22 protein-coding genes and 1 tRNA gene are annotated in these 26,286 nt (G+C 34.2%); 10 read left to right on the forward strand and 13 right to left on the reverse strand.

Going from position 1 to position 26,286, the window contains the following annotated elements; translation table 11 throughout:
* From ACFFGA_RS00825 to ACFFGA_RS00835, 3 genes are all read left to right on the forward strand, one after another.
* Positions 1–1,632 (forward strand): RagB/SusD family nutrient uptake outer membrane protein, encoded by a 1,632-nt coding sequence (locus ACFFGA_RS00825; RefSeq protein WP_386058270.1) that lies wholly within the window; start codon positions 1–3, stop codon positions 1,630–1,632.
* Positions 1,633–1,653: 21 nt separating this feature from the next.
* On the forward strand, positions 1,654–3,003 hold the full coding sequence (locus ACFFGA_RS00830) for a SusE domain-containing protein (RefSeq protein WP_386058273.1): 1,350 nt from the start codon (positions 1,654–1,656) through the stop codon (positions 3,001–3,003).
* Between the two features lie 71 nt (positions 3,004–3,074).
* Complete coding sequence (locus ACFFGA_RS00835; RefSeq protein WP_386058276.1) at positions 3,075–5,945, forward strand: alpha-amylase family glycosyl hydrolase; 2,871 nt, start codon at positions 3,075–3,077, stop codon at positions 5,943–5,945.
* 61 nt (positions 5,946–6,006) lie between these two features.
* Here the strand turns inward: ACFFGA_RS00835 and ACFFGA_RS00840 are convergent, their stop codons facing one another.
* Genes ACFFGA_RS00840 through ACFFGA_RS00855 form a run of 4 tightly spaced genes read right to left on the reverse strand, consistent with a single transcriptional unit; the run spans position 6,007 to position 10,089 of the window.
* Entirely contained in the window at positions 6,007–7,026 is a 1,020-nt protein-coding gene (locus ACFFGA_RS00840) for a UDP-glucose--hexose-1-phosphate uridylyltransferase (protein ID WP_386058279.1), read from the reverse strand.
* Positions 7,027–7,032: 6 nt separating this feature from the next.
* Positions 7,033–8,181: a galactokinase gene (gene galK, locus ACFFGA_RS00845; RefSeq protein ID WP_386058282.1), complete on the reverse strand. Its 1,149-nt coding sequence runs from the start codon at positions 8,179–8,181 to the stop codon at positions 7,033–7,035.
* Positions 8,182–8,193: 12 nt separating this feature from the next.
* Positions 8,194–9,090 (reverse strand): aldose 1-epimerase, encoded by an 897-nt coding sequence (locus ACFFGA_RS00850; protein WP_386058285.1) that lies wholly within the window; start codon positions 9,088–9,090, stop codon positions 8,194–8,196.
* Positions 9,091–10,089, reverse strand: coding sequence for a GntR family transcriptional regulator (locus ACFFGA_RS00855; RefSeq protein ID WP_386058288.1), 999 nt, complete (start codon positions 10,087–10,089; stop codon positions 9,091–9,093). It lies immediately after the preceding gene.
* An 84-nt stretch (positions 10,090–10,173) separates the two neighbouring features.
* Here ACFFGA_RS00855 and ACFFGA_RS00860 point away from each other — a divergent pair, with 84 nt between their 5' ends.
* Positions 10,174–11,343 carry a glycoside hydrolase family 53 protein gene (locus ACFFGA_RS00860; RefSeq protein ID WP_386058291.1) on the forward strand — a complete coding sequence of 390 codons (1,170 nt, stop codon included), beginning with the start codon at positions 10,174–10,176 and terminating at the stop codon, positions 11,341–11,343.
* 9 nt (positions 11,344–11,352) lie between these two features.
* Positions 11,353–13,797, forward strand: a complete 2,445-nt coding sequence (locus tag ACFFGA_RS00865) for a DUF4982 domain-containing protein (protein WP_386058294.1) — start codon at positions 11,353–11,355, stop codon at positions 13,795–13,797.
* A 76-nt stretch (positions 13,798–13,873) separates the two neighbouring features.
* Here the strand turns inward: ACFFGA_RS00865 and ACFFGA_RS00870 are convergent, their stop codons facing one another.
* Together ACFFGA_RS00870 and ACFFGA_RS00875 are read right to left on the reverse strand one after the other, a co-directional pair.
* A complete protein-coding gene (locus ACFFGA_RS00870) occupies positions 13,874–14,440 on the reverse strand; it encodes a hypothetical protein (RefSeq protein WP_386058297.1) in 567 nt (188 codons plus the stop codon).
* Positions 14,441–14,665: 225 nt separating this feature from the next.
* Positions 14,666–14,747: transfer RNA gene (locus ACFFGA_RS00875), tRNA-Leu, on the reverse strand.
* Between the two features lie 104 nt (positions 14,748–14,851).
* Here ACFFGA_RS00875 and ACFFGA_RS00880 point away from each other — a divergent pair.
* A complete protein-coding gene (locus tag ACFFGA_RS00880; RefSeq protein ID WP_386058300.1) occupies positions 14,852–16,240 on the forward strand; it encodes a dipeptidase in 1,389 nt (462 codons plus the stop codon).
* On the opposite strand, the gene ACFFGA_RS00885 is transcribed toward ACFFGA_RS00880, so the two are convergent.
* Positions 16,241–17,632, reverse strand: coding sequence for a M28 family peptidase (locus ACFFGA_RS00885; protein ID WP_386058303.1), 1,392 nt, complete (start codon positions 17,630–17,632; stop codon positions 16,241–16,243). It lies immediately after the preceding gene.
* 179 nt (positions 17,633–17,811) lie between these two features.
* On the opposite strand from ACFFGA_RS00885, the gene ACFFGA_RS00890 reads away from it, so the two are divergent.
* The 4 genes from ACFFGA_RS00890 to ACFFGA_RS00905 all read left to right on the forward strand — a co-directional run bounded on the left by ACFFGA_RS00890 (position 17,812) and on the right by ACFFGA_RS00905 (position 22,916).
* Positions 17,812–18,177 (forward strand): BlaI/MecI/CopY family transcriptional regulator, encoded by a 366-nt coding sequence (locus tag ACFFGA_RS00890; RefSeq protein ID WP_386058305.1) that lies wholly within the window; start codon positions 17,812–17,814, stop codon positions 18,175–18,177.
* 3 nt (positions 18,178–18,180) lie between these two features.
* On the forward strand, positions 18,181–21,102 hold the full coding sequence (locus ACFFGA_RS00895) for a M56 family metallopeptidase (protein ID WP_386058308.1): 2,922 nt from the start codon (positions 18,181–18,183) through the stop codon (positions 21,100–21,102).
* Between the two features lie 113 nt (positions 21,103–21,215).
* Positions 21,216–22,316, forward strand: coding sequence for a DUF4407 domain-containing protein (locus ACFFGA_RS00900; protein WP_386058311.1), 1,101 nt, complete (start codon positions 21,216–21,218; stop codon positions 22,314–22,316).
* Positions 22,317–22,472: 156 nt separating this feature from the next.
* Entirely contained in the window at positions 22,473–22,916 is a 444-nt protein-coding gene (locus ACFFGA_RS00905) for a YybH family protein (protein ID WP_386058315.1), read from the forward strand.
* 112 nt (positions 22,917–23,028) lie between these two features.
* Here the strand turns inward: ACFFGA_RS00905 and ACFFGA_RS00910 are convergent, their stop codons facing one another.
* From ACFFGA_RS00910 to ACFFGA_RS00935, 6 genes are all read right to left on the reverse strand, one after another.
* On the reverse strand, positions 23,029–23,319 hold the full coding sequence (locus ACFFGA_RS00910) for an STAS domain-containing protein (RefSeq protein WP_386058318.1): 291 nt from the start codon (positions 23,317–23,319) through the stop codon (positions 23,029–23,031).
* Between the two features lie 225 nt (positions 23,320–23,544).
* Positions 23,545–23,805 (reverse strand): DUF1272 domain-containing protein, encoded by a 261-nt coding sequence (locus ACFFGA_RS00915; RefSeq protein WP_386058321.1) that lies wholly within the window; start codon positions 23,803–23,805, stop codon positions 23,545–23,547.
* 35 nt (positions 23,806–23,840) lie between these two features.
* Positions 23,841–24,416, reverse strand: a complete 576-nt coding sequence (locus ACFFGA_RS00920; RefSeq protein ID WP_386058323.1) for a PhnA domain-containing protein — start codon at positions 24,414–24,416, stop codon at positions 23,841–23,843.
* A gap of 27 nt (positions 24,417–24,443) precedes the next feature.
* Positions 24,444–24,806, reverse strand: a complete 363-nt coding sequence (locus tag ACFFGA_RS00925; RefSeq protein ID WP_386058325.1) for an MmcQ/YjbR family DNA-binding protein — start codon at positions 24,804–24,806, stop codon at positions 24,444–24,446.
* Positions 24,807–24,881: 75 nt separating this feature from the next.
* Positions 24,882–25,493, reverse strand: coding sequence for a DUF4230 domain-containing protein (locus ACFFGA_RS00930; protein WP_386058327.1), 612 nt, complete (start codon positions 25,491–25,493; stop codon positions 24,882–24,884).
* Between the two features lie 43 nt (positions 25,494–25,536).
* Positions 25,537–26,286 (reverse strand): cyclase family protein, encoded by a 750-nt coding sequence (locus ACFFGA_RS00935; protein ID WP_386058330.1) that lies wholly within the window; start codon positions 26,284–26,286, stop codon positions 25,537–25,539.

The raw sequence follows: 26,286 nt of genomic DNA on the forward strand, positions 1-26,286 counted from the left end.
ATGAAAAATAATTATATAAACAACAAAGCTATGATGTTAAGAACAATTAAAAGTATTTTGCTTGTCTTCACTCTTGCAATATTTATGCAATCGTGTGAAGATAGACTTAACTTACATCCAGAAGACGCACGTCTTACGGCTGATGCTGCTTTTGAAGACCCAGCTGCTTATAAGCAGTTTTTAGCTAAATTATATGCAGGTATTTCTTTAAGTGGACAAGAAGGTCCAGCTGGCGCACCTGATTTAGCTGGATTAGATGAAGGATTCTCCAACTATCTTAGATTGTATTGGAAAATGCAAGAGCTTACTACTGATGAAGCAGTAATTGCATGGAACGATGGTACAATTCAAGATTTACACGGTCAAGTATGGACCTCTGGAAATGAGTTCATTAGAACAATGTACAGCAGATTAATGTATCAAGTAGCATTAACTAATGAGTATCTTCGCCAAACTACTAGTTCTAAATTAGACAGTAGAGGTGTAAGTTCGGAATTAAGAGCAGACATTCAAGTCTTTAGAGCTGAAGCTCGCTTTTTAAGAGCTTTAACTTATTGGCATGCTATGGATTTATTTGCTAATCCTCCTTTTATAACAGAGGACGATCCTGTTGGAGCATTTTTACCTCCTCAAATACAGAGAGCAGATTTATTTGATTATATAGAAGCTGAGCTATTAGACATTATAGACGATTTAGAAGCTCCACGTGGAAATGAATACGGTAGAGCTGACAGAGCTGCTGCATGGATGGTATTAGCTAAAATTTACCTTAATGCTGAAGTATATACTGGCACGCCTCGTTATGCCGATGTAATTACTTACACTAACAATATCATTACAGCTGGCTATACTATTCCTGACACACCATATTATTATTCTTTTTTAGCAGATAATGATTCAAATGGCGCACAAGAAGAAGTGATATTTACAATTCCTTTCGATGGATTAAATACACAAGCTTTTGGAGGTATGACATTTATGACTCATGCACCTGTTGGTGGATCAATGAATCCTTCAGACTTTGGAATTAATGGTGGATGGTTTGGTGTAAGAACCACGCCTTCTTTTGTTGAGCGTTTTCCTGGTGAAGAAAATTCTGCAGACGGACGTGCTTTAATTTATACGGATGGGCAGACTAAAGACATCAATAACCTGGCAACTTTTACAGATGGATACGCTTTAACAAAATATCGTAATGTAGATGTAAATGGAATTGCTGGTTCTGACACCTCTGGTGATCACACTGATATAGATTTCCCTATGTTTAGACTAGCAGATGCTTACTTAATGTATGCCGAAGCTGTTATACAAGGTGGTGGTGGATCTATGGCTACAGCTGTTGATTACATTAATGAATTAAGAGTTCGTGCTTATGGTAATACTAGTGGAAATATTTCTCAAGTTGACTTAGACTTAGACTTCATCCTAGATGAACGTTCAAGAGAATTATACTGGGAATGTCATAGAAGAACAGACTTAATACGTTTTGACCAATTCTCAGACAATGGTATATGGCAATGGAAAGGTGGAGTTCAACAAGGTGCAACTAGCGAATCTTACAGAGATGTAATGCCATTACCAGCAACAGATTTAGGTATTAACACCAATTTAGATCAAAATACAGGATACTAATTAACATTTTAAAGAATTAACATGAAAAAATTATCAATTTTAGGCCTTTTCATCTTTGCCTTAATAAGTTTTAATAGTTGTGAAACTGAAGATGACGTTGTTTTCACAACTCAAGACCCTGAAGGATTTGTATTCACAAATTCTACAATAGACAATTATATACTTTCTCAAGGCACATCTAGTAACCTTGGTGAGCGTTTTACTTGGGGAAGTGCTGATTTTGGTGTACCAACCAATACAACTTATGAATTACAAAGTTCGGTATCTGGTGATTTCACTGATGCTAGTGTGGTATCTTCAACTACAGGTAATGAAATTGCAATGACAATTGGTGAAATGATGGCTGTTGCTACAGAAGCAGGTTTAGACAATGACCCAGATTCTCCTGCACCAAACACAGGTTCTTTCTCTGTAAGAGTTAGAGCGTATGCTGGTGATACAGGTGGAGCAAATGATGCTTTTTCAAATACTTTAGTAATAAATGTTGAATTATTAGAAGGTTCAGGAACTGGTAGTAGTGGAATTATGCCTTCAACTTGGGGTGTTGTTGGTTCTGGCTATAATGATTGGGGAAATGCTGGTGCTGATGGACAATTCTACACAACAGATCAAGCAGATGTTTACGTTGCTTATGTTACTTTAATTGATGGAGCAATTAAGTTTAGAGAAAATAATGAGTGGGTTAATGACTTTGGTGATACAGGTGCTGATGGAACTTTAGACGCAGGTGGTACTGACATTAACGTAACAGCTGGTGACTATAAAATAACATTAGATTTAGGTGCTAATACATACACAATCGAAGATTTTACTTGGGGTGTTGTTGGTTCTGGTTATAATGATTGGGGAAATGCAGGTCCAGATGCAAAATTCTATTATGATTACACAACAGATACATTTAAAGTTGGTGTAAGGCTTATTGATGGTCTTATTAAATTCAGACAAAACAATGAATGGGTAACTGATTTTGGAGATGTTGGCGCTGATGGAACTCTCGATGCTGGTGGAGATGATATCGCTGTAACAGCTGGGCATTACAATATTACTCTAGACTTTAATAATGGTGTTTATACAATTGAAGCCGGTGATGTTTGGGGTATAGTAGGTAGTGCTTATAACAATTGGGGCAGTGATGGTCCTGATTTTGCTCTTACACAGGTACAACCAGACGTATATGTTGGTGACATTGTTACCCTTATAGATGGTGCTATGAAGTTTAGAGCAAATAATGATTGGGCAGCTGATTTTGGAGATACTGGAGCTGACGGAACTCTTGATGCTGGTGGAGATGACATAACTGTAACGGCAGGCTCTTATAGAGTTAAGATGGATGTTGCTAATGGCACTTACGAATTGAATAAAATTCAATAGTAAAGTTTATCACCTTAAAAATCTTAAAAGGGCTGATACAATCAGCCCTTTTTTTAAAAACACATTTAATTATGAAAAAGATCTACTTACTTATACTTTTATTTTTTTTATCAATAACAGCTTTTTGCCAAGTTACAATTAACCCAAATCCATTTGAAGTAGATGAAAGTATTACTATTACTTTAAATATCAATAGTACAGCAACAGACTGTAATGGTTTTAATAATCCTTCCAAAGTATATATACACTCAGGTGTTGGAGATGCTTCAAACCCATGGATTCATGTAGTGGGAAATTGGGGACAAGATGATGGAGTTGGAGAAATGACAAACCAAGGAGGTGGCATATGGACTATAACCTTTGTGCCTCAAACTTATTATGGGCTAAACGCGTCGCAAGCCGCTAATGTCGTTAGAATGGGTATGGTTTTTAGAAGTGCTGATGGCTCACAAGAACTTAAGGCTAGTGGTTGCCAAGATTTCTTTTTTGATGTTGGTACATTTCAAGTGAGTTTAACTTCACCTACAGATGAAACTACCATTTTAACATCCGGAAGTGATTTATCTATAACCGCTACTAACATAGGAGGTAGTGCTAATTATACACTTAGCGCAAATGGAAATGTAATAGACTCTCAATTATTTACAAGTAATTACTCGTTTACAGACACAAACGTAACAGAAAATAAAAACTACGAGTTGGTTGCAACATTAGACGGTACAACCATTACTAGAACTTTTAGTGTTTTAATAGATCCTGGTTCTAATATTGGCATAATGCCAACTACTTATCAAGACGGAATAACTTACATAGACGACAATACAGCAGTTTTAGTGCTTTATGCTACAGGTAAAGATTTTGTGTATTTGGCAGGTAGTTTTAACAACTGGCAACCTGACGCTTCTTATGCTATGAAAAAAGATCCAACCAGAAACAATAAGTTCTGGATTGAATTAACAGGGTTAACTCCTGGACAAATTGAAACGTATCAATATTGGGTTGCTGATAAAACACCTATTGCTAACTCACCTACTTTGGTTAAAACAGCAGATCCATATTCTACTTTAGTATTGTCACCATTTGATGATCCTTATATTCCTGCAACTACATATCCTAACTTACCTGCATATCCTACAGGTCAGGAAAGAGAGGTTACAGTTTTACAAACAGGACAGACACCTTACAACTGGCAGGTTACAAACTTTAACAAACCAAAGAAAGAAGACCTTATCATTTATGAGGTGCTTATAAGAGATTTTGATGCAGACAGAAATTATCAAGACTTAATTGATCGAATAGATTATTTTAAAAACTTAAATATTAATGCCATTGAATTAATGCCCGTTATGGAGTATGAAGGCAACGAAAGTTGGGGCTATAACACCTCTTTCCACATGGCTTTAGATAAGTTCTATGGAACAGAAGATAAATTAAAAGAATTTGTGGATGTGTGCCATCAAAATGGTATTGCAGTAATCTTAGATGTTGCTTTAAACCATGCTTTTGGTAGAAGCCCAATGGTTAGAATGTGGATGGATGATCCGGATGGTGATGGCTGGGGAGAGCCAAGTAGCGATAACCCATACTTCAATCAAGTTGCACAGCATAGTTATAGTGTTGGTAGCGATTTTGACCACTCTAATCCAAGAACCAAAGATTATGTAAAACGTGTTGTAAAGCACTGGATAGAAGAATTTAACATTGATGGATTTCGTTGGGACTTAACTAAAGGGTTTACTCAAAGTTGTGAAAACAACGAAGGTTGCACCAATCAATACCAACAAGATCGTGTGGATGTTCTTAAAGAATATGCTGATTATTCATGGTCATTAGACCCTGATCATTATGTTATTTTCGAACATTTAGGAAGTGAAAATGAAGAAAAAGAATGGGCAAATTACAGATATGACGAAGGCAAGGGTGTTATGATGTGGGGAAAAATGACTGATCCATACAATGAGTTAACCATGGGACAAAATGGGAACAAAAACATTAATGGTATAGGGCATAACTCCAGAACTTCATTCAATGGACCTAGAGTTGTTGGTTATCCAGAGAGTCATGATGAAGAACGCTTAATGTTCAAAAATTTAGCTTATGGAAACACAACTAATGGCAGCCATAACGTACAAGACCTAAACACGGCTTTATCTAGAATGTCAGCTTTAGCCGCAGTTTCTGTTATGGTTCCTGGTCCTAAAATGATTTGGCATTTTGGAGAATTGGGTATGGAAAATTCAATTTTTACATGTAACAACGGTACGGTAAATTTACCAGGTGGAAGTGATGGAGATTGTAAATTAGATACAAAACCTCAACCGCAATGGGCTAATAATTGGATTTCTGATGCACTTAGAGGTCAAATTTATAGCGATTGGTCAAGATTACATGCGCTCAAAATAAATGAGCCAGTTTTTGAAGGTGAATACACAATGACTTCAGGAGATTATACACCTAGAATTGACATCTTTGACACCAATATACCTTCTACCGAGTTGAGAAATGTAATTATTTTAGCCAATTTTGATGTTAACACACAAAATGTTAATACTAATTTCCCAGCTGGTGTTACTACCACATGGTACGATTTAATGGATCCAACAGGTAATACAACAGTAGCTAATTCTACAACTTCTTTATCTATTGCTGCTGGTCAGTTTAGAATATTAGGTAATAAACCTGCTGCTGCATTAAGCATAGATGATCATGAGTTATTAGGATTTAATATTTATCCTAATCCTTCCCACACATCATTTAGTGTCAATTTAAATGTTTCAAATATTGAAGTTTACGACCTAACAGGGAAAAAAGTAAAAGCTTTTTATGGAGATTTTACAAAAGAAGACACTTTCGATATTTCAACTTTAAACACTGGCATATACATTGTTAAAGTTGAAAACAACAATAAACAAACCATGACAACCAAGTTAATTAAGCTCTAATTATTATTAAGTGTTAGTTGAGCTTAAAAAAGGCTTCTCGTTTGAGAAGCCTTTTTTTATTTTACATCAAAGATCTTAAAGTTTCGGCAGCAGTTTCGGCAGTAATATCGCGTTGCGGACTTGCAAACATTTCGTAGCCTACCATAAATTTTTTAACTGTAGCACTCCTTAAAAGTGGAGGATAAAAACTCATGTGCCAATGCCAATGTTTATTATTGGCTTTGTTTGTTGGTGCCTGATGAATTCCGCTAGAATATGGAAAAGAGCAATTAAACAATCGATCATACACCTTAGTTACCACAGAAATTACTTCCGCAAAAAGTATGGTCTCAGAAGATGGAATTTGATAAATATCGTTTTGATGCGACTTTGGTATAATCATAACTTCGTATGGCCAAACTGCCCAAAACGGCACCAAGGCTACATAAGCTCTATTTTCAAAAATGATGCGCTCTTTATGTTTTAATTCTTGTTTTAAATAGTCACCTAATAATGAACTATTATTAGCTTCATAATACTTTAATTGGCTTTTATCTTTTTTAACCACCTCATTGGGTAATGAACTTTGACTCCAAATCTGTCCATGTGGATGAGGATTACTACAACCCATTACCTCGCCCTTATTTTCAAAAATCTGTACATAGTTTATCGATTTTTCTCTACCTAAGCTAGCATATTCCGACTGCCAAGCAAGAATGACTTTTTCAATTTCTTTAATAGACATTTGAGCCAAGCTCTTGGAGTGATCAGGACTAAAACATATAACCTTACAGATACCACTTTCGGTTTCTGATTTCAACAAGCCTTCATCAGTACTAAAGCTAGAATTATTTTGAGTCAAAGCTGCGAAATCATTTTTAAAAATAAAGACGTCTTCATAATTTGGGTTAACATCTCCATTTGCTCTAGTATTACCAGAACAGAGATAGCAATTTGGGTCATGAGAAACCCTTTCTTCGCTTGATATTTCTTCTTCCTGTCCTTGCCATGGTCTTTTGGTTCTATGTGGAGAAACCAAAACCCATTCTTCTGTTAAAATATTAAAACGCTTGTGTGATAAGTTTTGCAAATAATCTTCCATAACATCTTATTTAATAACTCTTGTTCCATCATTGAGCTTTACACTATAAATGCTACACGCTCTGTTAAATTTCTTTCTATAGGATTCTGAAATTTTATGTTTGAATTTTTCTGAATCACTTTTTAAAACCAAGTTAATTGTACAGCCTCCAAAGCCTCCTCCCATCATTCTTGCACCTATAACAGAAGCATCTTTCTTTGCTTCATCTACCAAAAAATCCAGTTCTTCACAGCTTATTTCATACATTTTACTCTGTCCATTATGTGATTGAAAAAGGATTTCACCCACTTTCTCCAGGTTGTTTTCTTTCAACGCATTTTTACAGTTCACTACGCGTTCATTTTCCTGAAGAATATACAGACCCTTGTTATAATCTGCTTCTGAAATTTTAGACTTTGTAACATTTAAATCTTCAAAAGAAACCTCTCTTAGAGAAGGTTTATTGAGAAGCTTAATGATGTTTTGACAAACGGCATACCTGTCGTTATAGCCACTGTCTGCGAGCGCATGTTTTACATTACTGTTTACAAGTACAATTTCATAATCGTGGAGACGAACTGGTATTGACTCTGATTCTAATGTTTTACAATCCAAAAACAAGGCATGATTTTCTTCACCAAACATACTGGCAAATTGATCCATAATACCACAATTTACTCCTACATAATTGTGTTCTGCTTTTTGAGAAATATGAATGAGTTCATTTTTACTTAAACCTAAACCAAAGAGTTCATTACAACCTAGTGCTAAGCTATTTTCTAATGCTGCAGAAGAAGACAAGCCTGAACCGACTGGTATATCACCTGCAAAAACACAGTTATAATTCGTGATTTTTTTTCCTGCTTTAAGTATTTCGGCAGTAACTCCAATAACATAATTTTTCCAAGTATTATCTTCTATTCTCTGTAGATTATCGAGATTAATTATAACATCCTCGTTCATATCTAAAGAGACCGCTCTCGTGTAGTTTGCATCACTTTTTCCAATAGCCATAACAATACCTTTGTCAATCGCTGCCGGAAATACAAATCCATTATTATAATCTGTATGTTCTCCGATAAGATTTATTCTTCCAGGTGAAAAAATAAGCATAGGTTCTGTGTTGAATTGATCCTTAAAGCTATGATGTACTTGTTGTATTAATTTTTTATTCATTAGTTATATATCCTACAATTTAGAGGTAATAAGCTCCCACTCTACTTCAAAATTTTGATTGGGTTCTAATTCCATTTTGCCTATGTTATTATTAAAACTATTGGATACACCAATCATTGGCTCTAATGCAACACCATTGGAATTTGGAGGTGTATAGATTTGTAAATGGTTGTCTTGTAAGGATGATTTTATTTTAAACCTATAATCTGGCGTCGTTAACTCTACCATATCAGGATTGACAGCAAAGGCATCATCCAATTCTACTTGTCCTAATTTTATATGTGCAGTATCTTTAAATGGTTCCCTACCAGTTACAATTCCTCTTTTATTTATTATAAATTTTTCCTTAGCGTTAAAAAATATTTGGCTTTGATTTAAATCTGAACTTATAAAATATGGATGCCAACCTAGCGTGAAAGGAAAAGTGGTTTGGTCTGTATTTTTAGCAGACAGCTTTAGTTTTAGACCTTCTTTAGTTACAGTATAACGTAGCAAAACCGAATATTTAAAAGGAAACCCTTCACAACCTTGCACTTCAACATATTGTAATTCTACAGAGGCTGAATCTTGTTCTACGACTTCGCTTATCAATTTAAAAGTCTTGTTATAGACCAATCCATGAATAGCATTATTATTTAGGGTTTCATTACATGGTAGCTTATAACACTTAGCATTGTATTTATATATTCCACCTTCTATCCTGTTAGTAAAAGGAAATAGAATTGCACCAGCAAAGTTTTTGCTATAGGAAGAGTTTTTTAAATCAGATATAATTGTATTTCCTTGATGCTGGTATAGCGTAATCCTTCCTCCTTCATTGAGATGAATCACCAATCTAATTGAAGCATCTCGATTACTTATTATAAGACTTTGAGCATCTTTACGGTTTACTTTTTCGATTGCATACATCTAAAGCGACTTTCTAATGAGAATATTATTAGGGTTTTCTATTTGACTAAACGTTTCGTTAAGAATCATACTTGCCATGTGTTCTCCCATGTCTTTAAAATTGGTTGATATGGTTGTAATACCACCTTCAACAATTTCTTTTAATAGAGAATCGTTGTATGCAATAATGCCTACGTCAACACCTATTTTTAATGAAGTTTCATTAATTTTCTTTATCAACTCAATTAAGCTTCTATCGTCTAAAACGAAATAAATCTCTCTTTCTTTGGGTGTAACAGAAGCTACACCTTCAAATTTTAATCCTTCAATAATTCCTTCGGAGATAAATTTATCATAACCCAAAGAAATACCTATAGGTTGGTTAGACTTTGGATTGATCAATACTAGCTTATCATATTGATCGATTTTAGACTTAAGACTCATAAGACCTTCAAAAACATTCTTTTCAAAATTTTGAAATACACCAGCATAGTGTTTTAAACTGTCATTGGTTTGGTCTAATAAAAAAACTTTATCTGTAGGTAAACACTCTAAGGTTTGTGATGCATTCTCTAAGCTTGCAGGCATAACCGCATAATAGTTATAATTACCAACGTTATCATTGATATGCTTATCAAACACCTCTTGATTAAAATGATGAAAAAATATATCAACCTGAACATTTTCACCTAGAGCACTAATAAGCGAATTATATAGATCTTCTTTGAAAATATTTAGTTCGTCAAAAAGTAAAAAGACCTTTTTAACCACATTAACATCCTCACTCTTTATGTAGTACCCTTTACCAGATATGGCTTCTATAATGCCACGTTTTTTCAACTCACCAAACGCCATAAAAACCGTATCTCTGGACAACGAAAATCTATTCTTTATACTGTTTACCGAAGGTAATTTATCTCCTTTTTTAAGATGACCTTCCTGCAATCCAACCTCAACAGATTTAATAATCTGCTGGTACTTGGGAATTCCAGCCTTATGATCGACATAAATGATACTCATAAAGCAAATATAAATAAAAACTGGTAGGTACTGGTAGGTGTTTGAAAAATATTTTATTAAATTAGCAGAAAATCATACAAAACTATGGCAAATTCAAAATTAAAAACACGTTATATTATCACTCTAATAATGGTGCTACCTTTTCTTTTAAGCACCAACTCGTGTTCTGAAAATAATTCTGATAGTAATAATGACGATGATATCTCTGAAACTCCTATCTCATTTTATTATGGAGCAGACTTATCTTATGTAAATGAAATGGAAGATTGTGGTGCCATATATAAAGATGCTAACGGAACTACGACAGATGTTTATCAGTTATTTAAAGACGAAGGTACCAATTTAGTAAGAGTACGCCTTTGGCATAATCCGGATTGGACTAATTATTCAAACTTTAATGATGTAAAAGAGACTATTCAACGTGCAAAATCCAAAGGTTTGAAAGTACTTTTAGATTTTCATTATAGCGATACTTGGGCAGATCCATCTAAACAAGAAATTCCTGCTGCTTGGGCTTCTGAAATCAACAATACTAATGCATTAGGCGATTTACTTTACAATTACACCTACAATACCCTAAACGAATTATCTAATCTCAATTTACTACCAGAAATGGTGCAAGTTGGCAATGAAATCAACGGTATGATTCTACAACAAGGCGAACTCGTTTGGCCGATAGATTGGGCTAGAAATTCTGCTTTAATAAACAAAGGTATTCAAGCCGTAAGAGATATCGCTGATGCTAAAAATAAAGACATAGAAGTTATGCTGCATATTGCGCAACCCGAAAATGGACTTTGGTGGTTTGAGCAAGCTACAGCAAATGGTGTCACCGATTTTGACTGGATTGGACTTTCGTATTACCCAATTTGGTCCGACTACGATTTAGATGAAGTACAAACACCATTAACGACGCTAAAAAACACATATAACAAAAAACTGATGATTGTTGAAACCGCTTATCCATTCACATTGGATAATGCAGATAGCGCCAACAATATTTTAGGTGCTGATGCCTTAACTGGTGGGTTTCCTGTAAGTCAACAAGGGCAACTGGATTATCTAAACCAACTAAAGCAAATTATAGAAAATGCTGGGGGTGAAGGATTAATTTATTGGGAGCCTGCTTGGGTTTCTACAGGCTGTTCCACACTTTGGGCTCAAGGCTCTCACTGGGATAATGCCACACTTTTTGACCACACAGGCAAAGTGACTTTAGGTATGCAATTTTATAATAATTCCTTTAATGATTAATTCTTATCAATGAAGTTAAAAAGTTGTCTTACAACAGTCCTCCTAGCCTTTATAAGCTTACAATGTGCTACACCAGAGCCTGATTTCACCAGAGAGGTGATTACTCTAAAAAAAGGGTGGAAATTCAATAAAGGACAGCATCCTAATGCTACCAAAATAGCGTTTGACGATTCTAAATGGGAAGACGTAACCGTACCTCACGATTGGGCAATTTATGGTCCTTTTGACAAAGAAATTGATAAGCAAATTGTTGCCATTACTCAAAATGGTGAAAACATTGCTACCGAAAAAACAGGTAGAACAGGTGCTTTGCCATACATTGGTGAAGGTTGGTATAGAAATGAATTTACAATTGAGAATTTTGATGACAACAAAAAAGTACTGCTTCTTTTTGAAGGTGCTATGAGCGAACCAGAAGTATTCTTAAATGGTGAAAAAGTAGGTGAATGGAAATATGGCTACAGTTATTTTTACTTTGATGTTTCAGCATATATAAATGGCAAAGCCAAAAATACACTAGCGGTTAAACTCACCAACGTAGGGAAATCTTCGAGATGGTATCCAGGTGCTGGTTTATACCGAAATGTTAGCGTCATTGTAAAAAATAAAGAAAGTTTTGAGCAATGGTCCACTTTTATTACAACACCTTCAATAACTTTAGATAAAGCTGAAGTCAATATTAAAACAAAGGCTTCAGAAAAAAATCTAAAGTTAGTCACTGAAATTTATGATGTTGATGGTAATAAAGTTACTTCCAACGAAACAAAAGCGCATACAAACAATGCATTTGAACAACATATTGAAGTAAGCAAACCTCAACTTTGGAGTCCAGAATCACCTTACTTATATACAGCAATCTTAAAACTATATCATGGTAATGTTCTAAAAGATGAAATAACGCAACGCTTTGGGATAAGATCTATAGATTATAGTCCAGATACTGGCTTTAGTCTTAACGGTAAAACCCGAAAATTTAAAGGCGTTTGCTTGCATCACGATTTAGGTCCAATAGGCACAGCGGTAAACACATCTGCTTTAAGACGTCAGCTCAAAATCTTAAAAGATATGGGTTGCGATGCGATTAGAAGTGCACACAATATGCCTTCTCTAGAACAATTAGAACTCTGTGATGAAATGGGTTTTATGTTCTTAGCTGAAAGTTTTGATGAATGGAAAAAACCAAAAGTTGAAAATGGTTACAATCGTTTTTTCGATGCTTATGCCGAAAAAGATATTGTGAATTTGGTAAGGGCAACGAGAAATCATCCATCTATTGTAATGTGGAGTTCCGGAAACGAAGTACCAGATCAATGGGGAAGCGAAGGAGTAAAACGCGCCAAATGGCTACAAGACATTTTTCATAGAGAAGACCCAACACGACCTGTAACCGTTGGTATGGATCAGGTTAAAGCGGTTATGGAATCTGGCTTTGGTGCTGTTATGGATGTTCCTGGACTCAATTACAGAGTGCATTTGTACGAGGAAGCTTATCAACATTTTCCGCAAGGGTTTCTTTTAGGTTCCGAAACGGCTTCAACAGTGAGTTCTCGTGGCATTTATAAATTCCCAGTTGAAATTGCTAGTATGAAAACCTATCCAGATTTTCAATCCTCGTCGTACGATTTAGAATACTGCAGTTGGTCCAATCTTCCTGATGATGATTTTGTATTGCAAGATGATAAGCCTTGGGTTATTGGTGAGTTTGTTTGGACAGGTTTTGATTATTTGGGAGAACCAACACCCTATGACGAAGCTTGGCCATCTCGTAGTTCGTATTTTGGAATTAATGACTTAGCAGGTTTGCCTAAAGACCGTTATTATTTATACCGAAGCCGTTGGAATACCGAAGACGAAACACTTCATATTCTACCACATTGGAATTGGGAAGGTCGCGAAGGTGAAACCACTCCTGTTTTTGTCTATACAAGTTACAATAGTGCCGAATTATTCTTAAACGGAAAGAGTTTAGGCATTCAGAAGAAAAGCAAAAAGACAAAACAGAACCGCTATCGCTTAATGTGGATGGATGTTGAATACGAGCCTGGCACATTAAAAGTTGTTGCACTTGATGAGAAAGGAAATCCAGTAGCGGAAAAAGAAGTTAAAACCGCAGGTAAACCTTATAAACTTGTACTAGAATCTGATGTAAAAACCATAAAAGCTAATGGCGAAGATTTAGCCTTTGTTACCGTTTCGGTTGTAGATAAAAATGGAATTCCATGCCCAACAGCAACAAATCAACTTAACTTTAAAGTTGAAGGAAATGGTACATTTAGAGCTGCGTGCAACGGAGATGCAACATCACTAGAACCATTTCATTTGCCTACAATGCAATTGTTCAGTGGTAAATTGGTTGTTTTAGTTCAGTCTACTGAAGAAGCTGGTGATATAACATTAATCGTCACTGGAGACCATCTTGAAAAAGGAGAAGTCTTGATAAAATCTATTTTGTAATACCCTAAAAATTAATCATTACAAAAAAAAAGAAGGTGCTAAAAAGCACCTTCTTTCACAAAAAAATTATACCTAATTAGCTTTGAAAACTATTTACCTTTTTATTGGTAAAAAGTCTGTAGTTATTTAATATATCCTTTTTTAGCTTGCTAAAGTTAGGGTATGTAAAAGGTGAAAAGTTAAAACTCATTCTTATTTTAATCGCTTTGTCCTCTTTGACAACAAGACCATTTTCGATTACAAAATCTACATAATCCGCATTTACAAGGTTCACCTCACTTCTATCTGTCAGTATAGCTTTATTTCCGCCTTCAGCGTTTAAATAAAACTTGAAGTGTGTGTACATCCCAGGGTTTAACTTTAAACCATTCTTTGGTTCAATGTAAAGTCCTGTATAATCTCCTTTTAGGTTTAAAGTTTGAGCTCTAAAGTCTTCAACTTTATGTTCATTTCCGTCCTTGTCAATAGCAAAAAAGCTTTGAACATTCAATTTCATTTCTGAAATCCCTTTTTCAAAAACATAATTACTATTTAAGGCTAAGTCTTTAATAGGCGTAATATTCCTTTCATCTATTTTATCTATTAGAGAGATAGAATAAGGAAGAGTTTGCCATAGCTTTGGGTAAAAAATTTTATTTTTCAATGTCTTCTTTTTTATTAATCTGTTAGAAATATCAATTATTTCGTAATACAAATTTCCTAAGAAAACATCAGAGTAAACACAACTAACTTGGTAACTATATATGGTATATTAACTCGTATTGTGACAATACACTCTCACAGGGTTAATATAAAACATAAAGGTGATAAATGAGTATATCCAAAACAAAAAAAGCCAACTCGTTAAAGTCAGCTTTTAATTATTTAGTACAGGCGGCGAGACTCGAACTCGCACACCTCGCGGCACTAGATCCTAAGTCTAGCGTGTCTACCAATTCCACCACGCCTGCAAAAGGACTGCAAATATAAACAATAGTTTCAATATTCAAATAGCAATTAAACAAGAATTATTCGCGTTACTTTTTCTTATTTTTGTTAGAAATCAAATATTATTATGCAAAACATAAATTCATACATAAAAGAACACAAGCAGCGCTTTATAGACGAACTCATTGAGTTATTAAAAATTCCTTCAATTAGTGCGGATTCAGCATATAAAAAAGATGTGCTTAATACTGCAGATGCTATAAAAATAAGTTTAGAAAAAGCAGGTTGCGACAAGGTTGAAATTTGCCAGACCGAAGGTTATCCTATTGTTTATGGCGAAAAAATAATAGATAAAAACTTACCAACAGTATTAGTTTACGGACACTATGATGTGCAACCACCAGATCCTTTAGATCTTTGGAATTCACCACCTTTTGAACCTATAATTCAGAATACAGAACTACATCCTGAAGGTGCTATTTTTGCTCGTGGAGCTTGTGATGACAAAGGTCAAATGTATATGCATGTTAAGGCTTTGGAATACATGACAACTAACAACGAGTTGCCTTGTAACGTAAAGTTTATGATTGAAGGAGAAGAAGAAGTAGGTAGTGCTAACCTCGGTAAATTTGTGGCTGCAAATCGTGAAAAATTAGAAAACGACGTGATTCTAATTTCAGATACAGGAATGATTGCCAAAGACGTACCTTCTATTACAACAGGTCTTCGTGGCCTAAGTTATGTTGAAGTTGAAGTTACTGGACCAAACCGAGATTTACATTCTGGTTTGTATGGTGGAGCTGTGGCAAACCCTATTAATGTATTGACAAAAATGATAGCATCGCTTCATGATGAGAACAATCATATTACCATTCCTGGGTTCTATGATAAAGTGGAAGAACTTAGTAAGGCAGAACGTGCCGAGATGGCAAAGGCACCTTTTTCTCTTGAAAATTATAAAAAAGCACTCGACATAGATGCTGTTTATGGTGAAGAAGGTTACACTACAAACGAGCGCAATTCTATTCGTCCTACACTGGATGTTAACGGAATTTGGGGAGGTTATATAGGTGAAGGAGCTAAAACCGTTATTGCTAGCAAAGCGTATGCTAAAATCTCTATGCGTTTAGTACCAAACCAAGATTGGGAAGAAATAACACAACTTTTTAAAACACATTTTGAAAGTATAGCTCCTGATGCTGTAAAGGTAAAAGTTAAACCACATCATGGAGGGCAAGGTTACGTAACACCAATTGATAGCATAGGTTATCAAGCAGCTTCAAAAGCGTATGCACAAACCTTTGGAAAAACACCAATTCCGCAACGTAGTGGTGGGAGCATACCTATTGTATCACTTTTTGAAAAAGAATTAAAAAGCAAAACTATTCTTATGGGCTTTGGCTTAGATAGTGATGCAATTCATTCGCCAAACGAGCATTTTGGAGTTTGGAATTACCTTAAAGGCATTGAGACCATTCCTTGGTTTTACAAATATTTTACGGAATTGAAAGGCTAATTAGTCTTTTACAAATCTGTAAGTTGAAGATTTTGCTTTAGATGTGAGCTTTATAAAGTAAACACCTGAAGCATTATTTTTTAAATTAATTTGGATACTTTCCTTTTTGGACTTTAATTTTTTAATTTCCTTACCGGTTATATCAACAACTGAAATGTGCAGTTTGGTATTAGTATTATTGGAAATATTCAAAATATTGTTTACTGGATTTGGGTAAATTTGAATGTCTTCCTTAGTAAATTCCTCAGCAGAAAGCGTTGTAAAATTGTAACACGCACTTATCTCTTCGCAAGAACCGTTAGAAATACTAACTCTATAATTACCATTTACAGTAGGAACAAAGGTTTGGTTTGTAGCTCCTGGAATTATCGTATTAGTATCGCAATTATACCACTGATAGCTTGCCGAAGCTTGATTTGCCGTTAATGATGTTGAAGATTGGGTAACAGAATTATCAAGGTCTACTAAATCAGCCTTTGTTGCCATGTATGTCAAGACCAGCTTGGTTATTTCAGTCATATACTGAAAATCTAAATCATCCACACGATCATCAGCTGTGTGGTAATCTGGTGTTCTATCATTTGTTTCCCAAGATTCACCTACTAAAACCGCTGAATATCCTTCATTCCAAAAGCGTGCATGATCACTTGCATCAGTACCTGGATTGACAATAATTGGGTTTAAATTAAAGGTATAATCTGTCAGAATTTGTTGTAAATCACTCACAATGGCCAATGAATTAGCCACATTACGAACATCAATATCAAAATCATTATCTCCAGCTGTTCCCGGAGCATCACCATCGTAACCAATCATATCCATATTTACAACCGCAAGTATGTTATCTCTAGTATTTCCGTTGGTGTCATCAGCAGCTTGTTGCGCATAATAGTTGGCTCCTCGTAAACCTATTTCTTCTTCGTCCCATAGTGCATAAACAATTGTGTTATCTGTACACTGACCAGATAAAATTCTTGCCATTTCAATAACTGCAGCAACACCAGTTGCATTATCATCTGCACAGTAAATATTTACAGAATCGTAATGCGCACAGACAATATAAACATCGTCAGGACTGGTTTGACCTAATTGGGTAGCTATGATATTTTTTCCAGTGGTATTAAAATTCTGAACCTCAACCGTTAGATTTGGTAATCCTTCAAACTGCTCTCTTATAAAATCAGCAGCTAGGTCATTATTGCTATGAAAACGGGATGCTATGGTCTGATTACTGCCATTAATTGTTGCCGATTGTTCTCCAGATAAAATTGAAACATTGGTTTGAAGGTTAGCAGAACTTACCTGATTAATTAAATCCTCAATAGACTGAGAAAAAGAGAAGTTGGTAACAACAATTACTGTGGCTATAATATGTACAAACTTTTTTATCATTTTAGGGTTTAGGTTCATTTAGACAAAGATAATTAATATTTCCACGCTATTTATGTGCTGAAATTTATTCAAAATGACAGCTTAATATTTAGACCCTATGGATAAAATTATTCAAGAAAAATTTTGATTTTCAATTTTTAATTCTACATTTGTAGAGTTAATTCTAATTTTGTAGAGCAATGGAACTTTCTAAAACCGAAGAACAACTTATGCAACACCTCTGGAAACTCGAAAAAGCATTTATGAAAGATTTGCTTGAGGCTTACCCAGAACCAAAACCTGCAACAACAACCATAGCAACATTATTAAAGCGCATGATTGGCAAGGGTTTTGTAGATTATAAAACCTTTGGTAAATCCAGAGAATATTTTCCGTTGGTAAAGAAAGAGGACTATTTCTCTAAACATGTTAATGGCATTATTAAAACATTTTTTAATGATAGCGCCACGCAGTTCGCATCCTTCTTTACTAGAAAAACAGATTTAACTAAGTCTGAATTGGAAGCGTTAAAAACAATTATTGATAAGGAAATTGAAAAGAAATAATCTATGGAAACTTATATCTTAAAATTTACAGCATGTTTAGCCGTTTTTTGGCTTGTTTATGTTTTGGTTTTAGAGCGTTTGTCCATTCATCGTTTTAAACGGTTTTATCTTTTAGCCTCTTTTGCTTTATCATTGGCAATTCCGGCACTAACAATAACCAAATATATTGAACCTGTAGTTTATGGTTTTGAAGTTTTGCCTTCCTATACACCTATGGAAGCAGAATTAATAGAACTGCCAGCAGAAACGACTCCTTGGTTAACTACCGAAACAGTGCTTTGGTTTGTCTATATCATTGGTGTACTGTTATTTTCTATTCGGTTTGCGGTAAATTTATACCGTCTCTCGAGACGTATTTCTAAAAACCCTAAGTATAAAAAGCAAAATTTTATTTATGTGTTGTTGACTGAATGTCGTATTCCACATTCATTTTTTAAATACATTTTTGTAAACCAACAACGGTTTGAAGAACAACGTATTCCTCAGGAAGTAATACTGCACGAAGAAACACATGCTAAGCAATTGCATAGTTTAGATATACTCTTGGTAGAGTTTCTTCAGATAGTTTTTTGGTTTCATCCGTTAGTTTATATTCTTAAACACCACATAAAGCTTAATCACGAATTTTTGGCAGACGAAGCGGTAATACAAAAAGGCTCAGATACCAAAGCTTATCAAAATATCTTATTACAATTTTCATCAAGCACTCACGATTTTCAATTAACGAGTGCCATCAATTATTCATCCATCAAAAAACGATTTACAGTTATGAAAACACAAACATCAAAAACCAGAATTTGGTTAAGTAGCTTGTTGCTATTACCAATTATTGCTATTCTTTTTTACAGTTTTGCTGAAAGGGAGTATGTTGAGAAAGAGAACTCAGAAATTGTTAATGCTATTAAAAATGAATTAAATGAAGCCAATAACCTCAATTTAATTTATGTTGACGAAGCAACTGAGTCTAGTGAATTTTTAGTTACAGTAGAGAAAAACGGAAACACTTTAGAACTTAAATGTGAAAGCGGATGTCGTTGGTCTCATTTAATATTAGAACCAAGTTCAGAAACTTATATTATAAACGATTTTGGTTTTTCTAAGGGTAAAACATTAGAGTCTGATAAGTTTGCATTTTCAATTCGACCAAATGAAAATGGAGTAAATCTAAATGGTTTAAAAGGCACTGCTTGGGTAAACCTTGCATTTTCATTGCCAAAAAATAAAAATCAGGCTATTAATCAGTTAGGCATGACAAATGAAACAGTTCCTAATCTGGAGCAAATTAGTGTTGACTTACAGAAGAGAGCAGAAGAAAATTATTATAAAAATCAATCTTTTGTAGTAAAAGATGAGCAAGGTCGAAACGTTAAGAAGAAATTTTTTGAATTGGATTATGATAATAAAATCAAATGGGTATATACCAATGAAATACCTTATCATAGAATCGATGTTACTGAATTACATTTTGAAGAAGCTAAAAATTCAAAAAACTATATCATAAAAGTTAATGGTAATTATACATCTGATGAGGAATTAAATAAATATAAAGCTTCAGATTTTATCACATTTTCTTACACTCCAATTTCTGAATTAGCAAAAATGAAAGAACAATCTGTTCTAAACCTTGTGACACCTGAAGCCTATAATTTATTTGTTAGATTAATGATAGATAATTATAGGCAAACATTAGAAGACTATGAGAATGAAATAAAATCATCTGATATCAAAAGGAAAATAGATATTAAAGAATTAGTAAGAACCTATGAGTTTCTATATTACAATTTCAAAAAGTTTACACCAGAAATTATTAAACAGAATCAACTAATTCCTCCTACTCCAATTTCGGCAAAAGAAAATGAATGGCAAAAAATTGAGGATATTTTAGACGGACAAAAGCCAACAGCCAAGGAAATTGCTGAATATAATACTTGGGCTAAAAAAATACATACAGAAAGTAAAGCTCTTTCGGGTGATACTACATTCTACCCACCTATTGACGAAGAGGACTTAATAAAATACTCTGAGATTTATAAAAGAATGTCGTCGCAACAAAAAAACAAAGCAGTTGAATTTCCTTTTCCAGAGCTTGATGTAATAGCTAGCCAACAAAAAGCCACAAAAAAACAGATTGCAGAGTACAACGCTTGGGCTAAAAAAATGAATGCTGCAATAAAAAAAGCTGAAGCCACTAACAACAAAAGCTCTTATCCGATAATTAAGAAAAATGAATATGACAAATTCTATAAAATTTATAGAACTCTAATGTCTGAAAAGCAGCGAGAAAATGCCGAGCCATGGCCAAATATTCCGCCTCCACCTCCTCCACCACCACCAGCGCCAGAAACACCGAAGGTTAAAAAAGGAAGTGAGGTCATTCCGCCACCACCTCCGCCACCTCCTCCTGCACCTGAATCTACTTTAGATTTTGTAATTAGAATGGCGAAAGCCAATGCAAAATTCTTTAACGAAGGAAAAGTAATTTCATCAGATGAAGCCATTGCTTTAATTAAGAAAAATGATAAATTAAACATCAATGCCCAAAAAACCGATACCGAACAACCATTAGTATATATTACAAAAGAACCAATACAAATTGGCTCAAATGACAAAGTGGGTGAAGCTATTTCTAAACCTCAACAAAGTATCCTACCTAAAGTTAATGGTAAAACCATTAAAATTGGAAAATTAAAGATGACCATAAGTGAGTTTAAAAAACTTGAACTTTCAACTGAAGTAGCAAAGGTCACTGGCTTTAAAATTAAAATTCCAGGAGTTGCAACTGAATTCGTTCAAGGTAATACGATTACAAAAACTACCATATCAAATCTCGATAAAATAAATCATAGTAAGATGATTGCAGTATTTGATATTAAAGACGAAAAAGAATCTAATATTGCTCCTCTGATTATTGAATTAATCGAATAAGTGTCTAAAACAAATCTATGTAAGCCTCGATTTTCGAGGCTTTTTTTGTCCAAAAATGTAACAAAACATAAGTTTTAGCGTTCTAATATACTGTCAATCAAAAACAATCAATCATGTTAAAACAATTCTTTATCCTATGTTCAGGAGCAGATACTGATATTTTAGAAAACTGTTCCAATGGCGAACAAAACAAATATGCTGGTATTGGAGCTACCGTTTTTTTTACAGCTTTAATGGCTACAATTGCTGCCAGCTATGCACTTTACACTGTTTTTGACAACCTCTATGCATCTCTGTTTTTTGGACTCGTTTGGGGATTACTTATTTTTAATCTAGATCGTTACATTGTTTCAACCATAAAAAAACGCAATAATGTTTTAGACGAATTACTGCAAGCCACTCCAAGAATCATCCTAGCTGTGATTATTGCTGTTGTCATTTCAAAACCTTTAGAACTTAAGATTTTTGAAAAAGAAATCAACCAGGTCCTATTAGAACAAAAGAATGATTTAACCCTAGCCAATCAAAACCAAATTGCGCAGCAGTACAATCCTAAAATTGCTGATTTAGAAAATCAAATAACAAGGCTACAGTCCGAAATAGACACAAGAGAAACCGAAGTCAATGCACTATACGATACTTACATTACAGAAGCTGAAGGCACATCTGGCACTATGAAATTGGGTAAAGGTCCTGTTTATAAAGAAAAACGCGAAAAACATGATGCTGCTTTAGCAGAACTTCAACAACTAAAAACGGATAATAAAGCTAAAATTGAAGCTATTGAAAATCAAATAGTAACTTTACAATCCGATTATACCACCAACGTTGCCGAATCACAACCTGTTATTGATAATTTTGATGGTTTAATGGCTAGAGTTACAGCTTTAGGTGCTTTACCTTGGTTGCCATCTTTCTTTATTTTCTTACTGTTTTTAGCCATAGAAACCTCACCAATTATTGCGAAATTGTTGTCACCAAAAGGAGAATACGATTTTAAGTTAGATGACCAGGAAACGGTTGTGAAATCTTGGGTAGATCAACAAGTTGCAGAACGCCAACTCTTAGTTAAAACCGACAATGACATTAACAACAAAGTGTACACTGAAATTGCTGATGAAGAAGAGGTGATGAACTACAAGCGTAAAAAAGCAAGAGAACTTATGCAACATCAGGCAGATGCGTTTTTGAACAAGCAGAAAGGTGTGCTGTAAAATCTAATCTATCCCTTTCATCTGTTCGAGTGATGCGATTTTATAAGCATCGTATCGAGAACAATATTTAAGAACTTCTCGATATAATTTTTCGTACCTCAAAATCACTCGAAGTGACAAAATCATTACTTTTAGAAAAACAAAAACCTAATTGTAATGAAAACTCTTTATCTCTTACTTATAGTAATTCTTTTAAGTTGTGGTTCACAAGCAAAATCTAATAAACATACTTTTGAAACCGACAAAGCTGCCATTCTAAAGATAATGAACGACCAAGAGAAAGCTTGGAACAATCACGACTTAGAAGGTTTTATGCAGGGCTATTGGAAGAGTGACTCACTTAAGTTTTATGGTAGCAATGGTCTTACCAAAGGTTGGCAAAATACACTCAATAATTACAAAAAAGGGTATCCAACAAAAGCAGAAAGTGGTACGCTAAAATTTGTTATTAATGATGTTTCAAAAATTGAAGGTGACAACTATTGGGTTATGGGAGAATATCACTTAAAAAGAGCGGTTGGAGACGCTAATGGAGTCTTCATTATTATCTTTAAAAAGATACATGGAGAATGGAAAATTGTTGCTGATATGTCTTGTTGAAATCGAAGTTAAGTTGAAACTTCAAAAAAAGAAAAGTGTTTCCGAGAGTACTAATCTGTCACGAAGAGTACTGGTCAGAAACACTTTATTTTAAATCTTATATAATCTGCTATTATGCAGCTACTATTGTATTTTCTTGAGTTTTAAAATGGTCATATAAGTCTTTACAACCTAAACCGACAATAGAAAGTCGTTTTGATTTTGTAATAGATTCGTTGTGTAACCTTGCTAATGCCATTACACCTGCCCTATCAATACTTTCTACACTTTCTATGTCTAATAGAATGTCGTCAAGCTTGTCAAAAATATTTGAAAAGTGCGCATTGAAAGTTTTTAGATTTAACTTGTTTAAAGTTCCTTTAATCTGAAAACGATTGTTGTAGTTTGTAATCTGTAAATCCATAATAAATAATGTTAAAAGCGTTCATACTAATTTAGGGCTATTAATCAGTAAACTTGGTGCTATTAATTAGAGGGATGACCTAAATATCCGACTAATTTTGAGTCATCATATATAAAATCGATAAAGGGTAATTTTGACTAGATTATAAGGAGGAGGCTGTTTATTTTTTCGATAAACAACACGTTTACAAACAGATAGAATGTAGGAAAATTAATCTGAAATTTACTAGGATTTAAGGCTCTTAAGGTGTTTTTCTAAATCTACTGGTTTATGCACAGCATTTTTAGAAATAGGATATTTTTCTAACAGACTTTCAGGTCTTATTGGTCGCTTTTCAAAACCACCTCCGCAATTAGGGCAAACTTCTTTTAAAAGCAAAACACAATCTACACAAAACGTACATTCAAAGGTACATATCATTGCTTCATCAGAATTATATGGCAAGGCTTTATTACAGTTTTCGCAGGTTGGTCTTATTTGTAGCATCTTAGTTTTAAAATCACAATACTTTAAATGCCAGTTTATGTCTTCTTAACGTATTGCGTAATGATAACAATCTGTTGACCATCTACTTTGCCCTCAATATATTCAGCATTTTCATGGTCTAGTCTAATATTTCTAACTGCTGTTCCTTGTTTAGCAACCATACTAGAACCTTTTACTTTCAAATCTTTTATCAAAACTACAGAGTCTCCATGCTCTAAAATAACACCATTAACATCTCTATGGATTAACTTGTTTTCATCATCTTCTCCGTCTCCAGATGCTTTAGCTAATTCCAGAACATCCTCTTCCATATACATCATTCCAAGTAAATCTTGAGTCCAGTCAGCTTCAATTCTATTAAGCATTCGCCAAGCCATAATTTTTACAGCATCATACTCACTCCACATGCTATCGTTAAGGCATCTCCAATGGTTAGCGTCAATTTTTTCAGAATCGTTCATCTGTTCTACACAAACATTGCAAGCATATAATGCTGTGTTTAAAGCGTTTTCTTTTATGTCTGGTACAATGTAAACAGATAAGTTTTCGTCATTGCCACAAAGCTCACATTTAGAGCCACTACGTTGTTGAAGTTCTTTTTCTAAAGACATAGTTTATAATTTGCAACAAAAATAAAATTATTTCAATGTTTCCCTTATCTTTTTTGGTAAACCTTTCACTACCATATCGTAAGAATGGTCTATTAACTCAGTAATAAGTTGTGGAGAAAGCTCTCCTGTATGAACATAAACACTATTCCATTGTTGTTTGTGCATGTGATAACCAGGCTTTATGCTTTCATATTCTGCCCTAAGTTCTTGCGCATATTCTGGGTCGCATTTTAAATTGATAAAAGCTTCACCATTTTCCCATCGTTTTAAAGAGGCTAAGGCAAACATTTTATTGCAGACCTTAAAAACCAGGGTATCATTATCAAAAGGAAAATGTTCTGTAACCTCCTTTTTTTTCATGCAATAATTTCTGTAGTCTTCTATATTCATATATCAATCTAAATCTTCACTAAACAAAAACTTTTTTTTGTCATTCTGAACTAGTTTCAGAATCTATTTAAATAATTATTTCAACAACTTTTTATCGTCTCCACCTTCTATCTGTAAAGCCGAATAATCCAACGTCCAACCAATAGTTTCAACTAAATTTTCGATAAGTTGAATAGCTTCTAAAGCTTCTAATTTAGCCACATTATACAAACCACTTTCCGGAATCTTATCTAAAATATGTTCTTTGGCCTTAGTATGTAATTCCGTTAGGTCTGAAGCTTCAAACTTATTAAACATACCGTCTTGTTTATCGTAGTAGTTAATATCACTTTCAATAGATAATACTTCTGGTTGCGGAAAATGGGACAGTACAACGGTTTTACTTTTTGGGTTGGAATTCATTTGTATTTTACTCAAATCAAACCCAACGTGTGCTTTGGCATTTATAACGACTAACGCTTTTTTTCTGCTGGAAATAAGTTTTAAGAACTTTTCCTTAACATCTTCATAATGGTAAATCTCAGCAAAGTCGCCTTCTACAGTTATAAATTTACAAACGCGTTTTATTTTGTCTAAAAGTATAATAGACTGCGCATTTGTGGCTTGTTTAGTTTTCCATGTTTTATAAATGGTAACTAAACCAAGGGTCACCAAAATACTAACTATGATTATAAAAAATGTTTCCATATCTACTGTTAAGACACTTTAAAAGTGCTTTTTGTCACTAGCACTATTCAATTACTTTATACAATATTGGTTTGCTTGGCGAAGCATCATTTTCAAAAGGTGCAATTTGTAGGTTGAGCATGTAACAACCATCTTCAATTTTATTAGACACGTAAATAAACTCCGTAATTGTTGCGTCTAGTCGTAATTTACCTTTGGTGTTCCAAAAAGCATTATGTCCTTTTAATTCGCCTCCATCCTCTTCTCTGTCAACACTTGGTAAATCGATTAAAAGATGTTTTATGCCTTTTTTTACCAATAGTTTAATGGCATCTTCCTGAAAATAAGTCCAATTGGTATTTGAATACTGCTTTGAGTTTTTATCTCTTGTATTAGGAATGGTGCGCACTACCAATGCATCTCTTTTTTTATTTCCTAGAGCAAACTGAAGCTGTTTTGCAGATATAACATAATCTTCTCCTTGTTTTTCTGGAGCTACAGTAACGACTTCGGCCAAAAAGAAAAATTGCTTTAAATATTTATTAATAGAATAAGCCTTCTTTGTAATATGGCCAACCGTTTCGGTATGTGTACCGTGTGAATGTGGATTGAATGTTATGGTATTAAAATTAACTGCAGCACCTTCTGCCACACTTATGGTGTCTCCATCAAAAACTTCTGGCTCTATCTTTGGTGGTCCAATATACCATGCATTAACATTAGACGCACCTCCTTTAATTGGTATTGAAATATCTAAAGGTTGAGATAAATCTATTTTTAATTTTCTAGAATTGTATTGTATTGTTGTAAGCAC

Origin of the sequence: Winogradskyella pulchriflava, from assembly GCF_042434315.1 — a bacterium.
Taxonomy (GTDB): Bacteria; Bacteroidota; Bacteroidia; order Flavobacteriales; family Flavobacteriaceae; genus Winogradskyella; species Winogradskyella pulchriflava.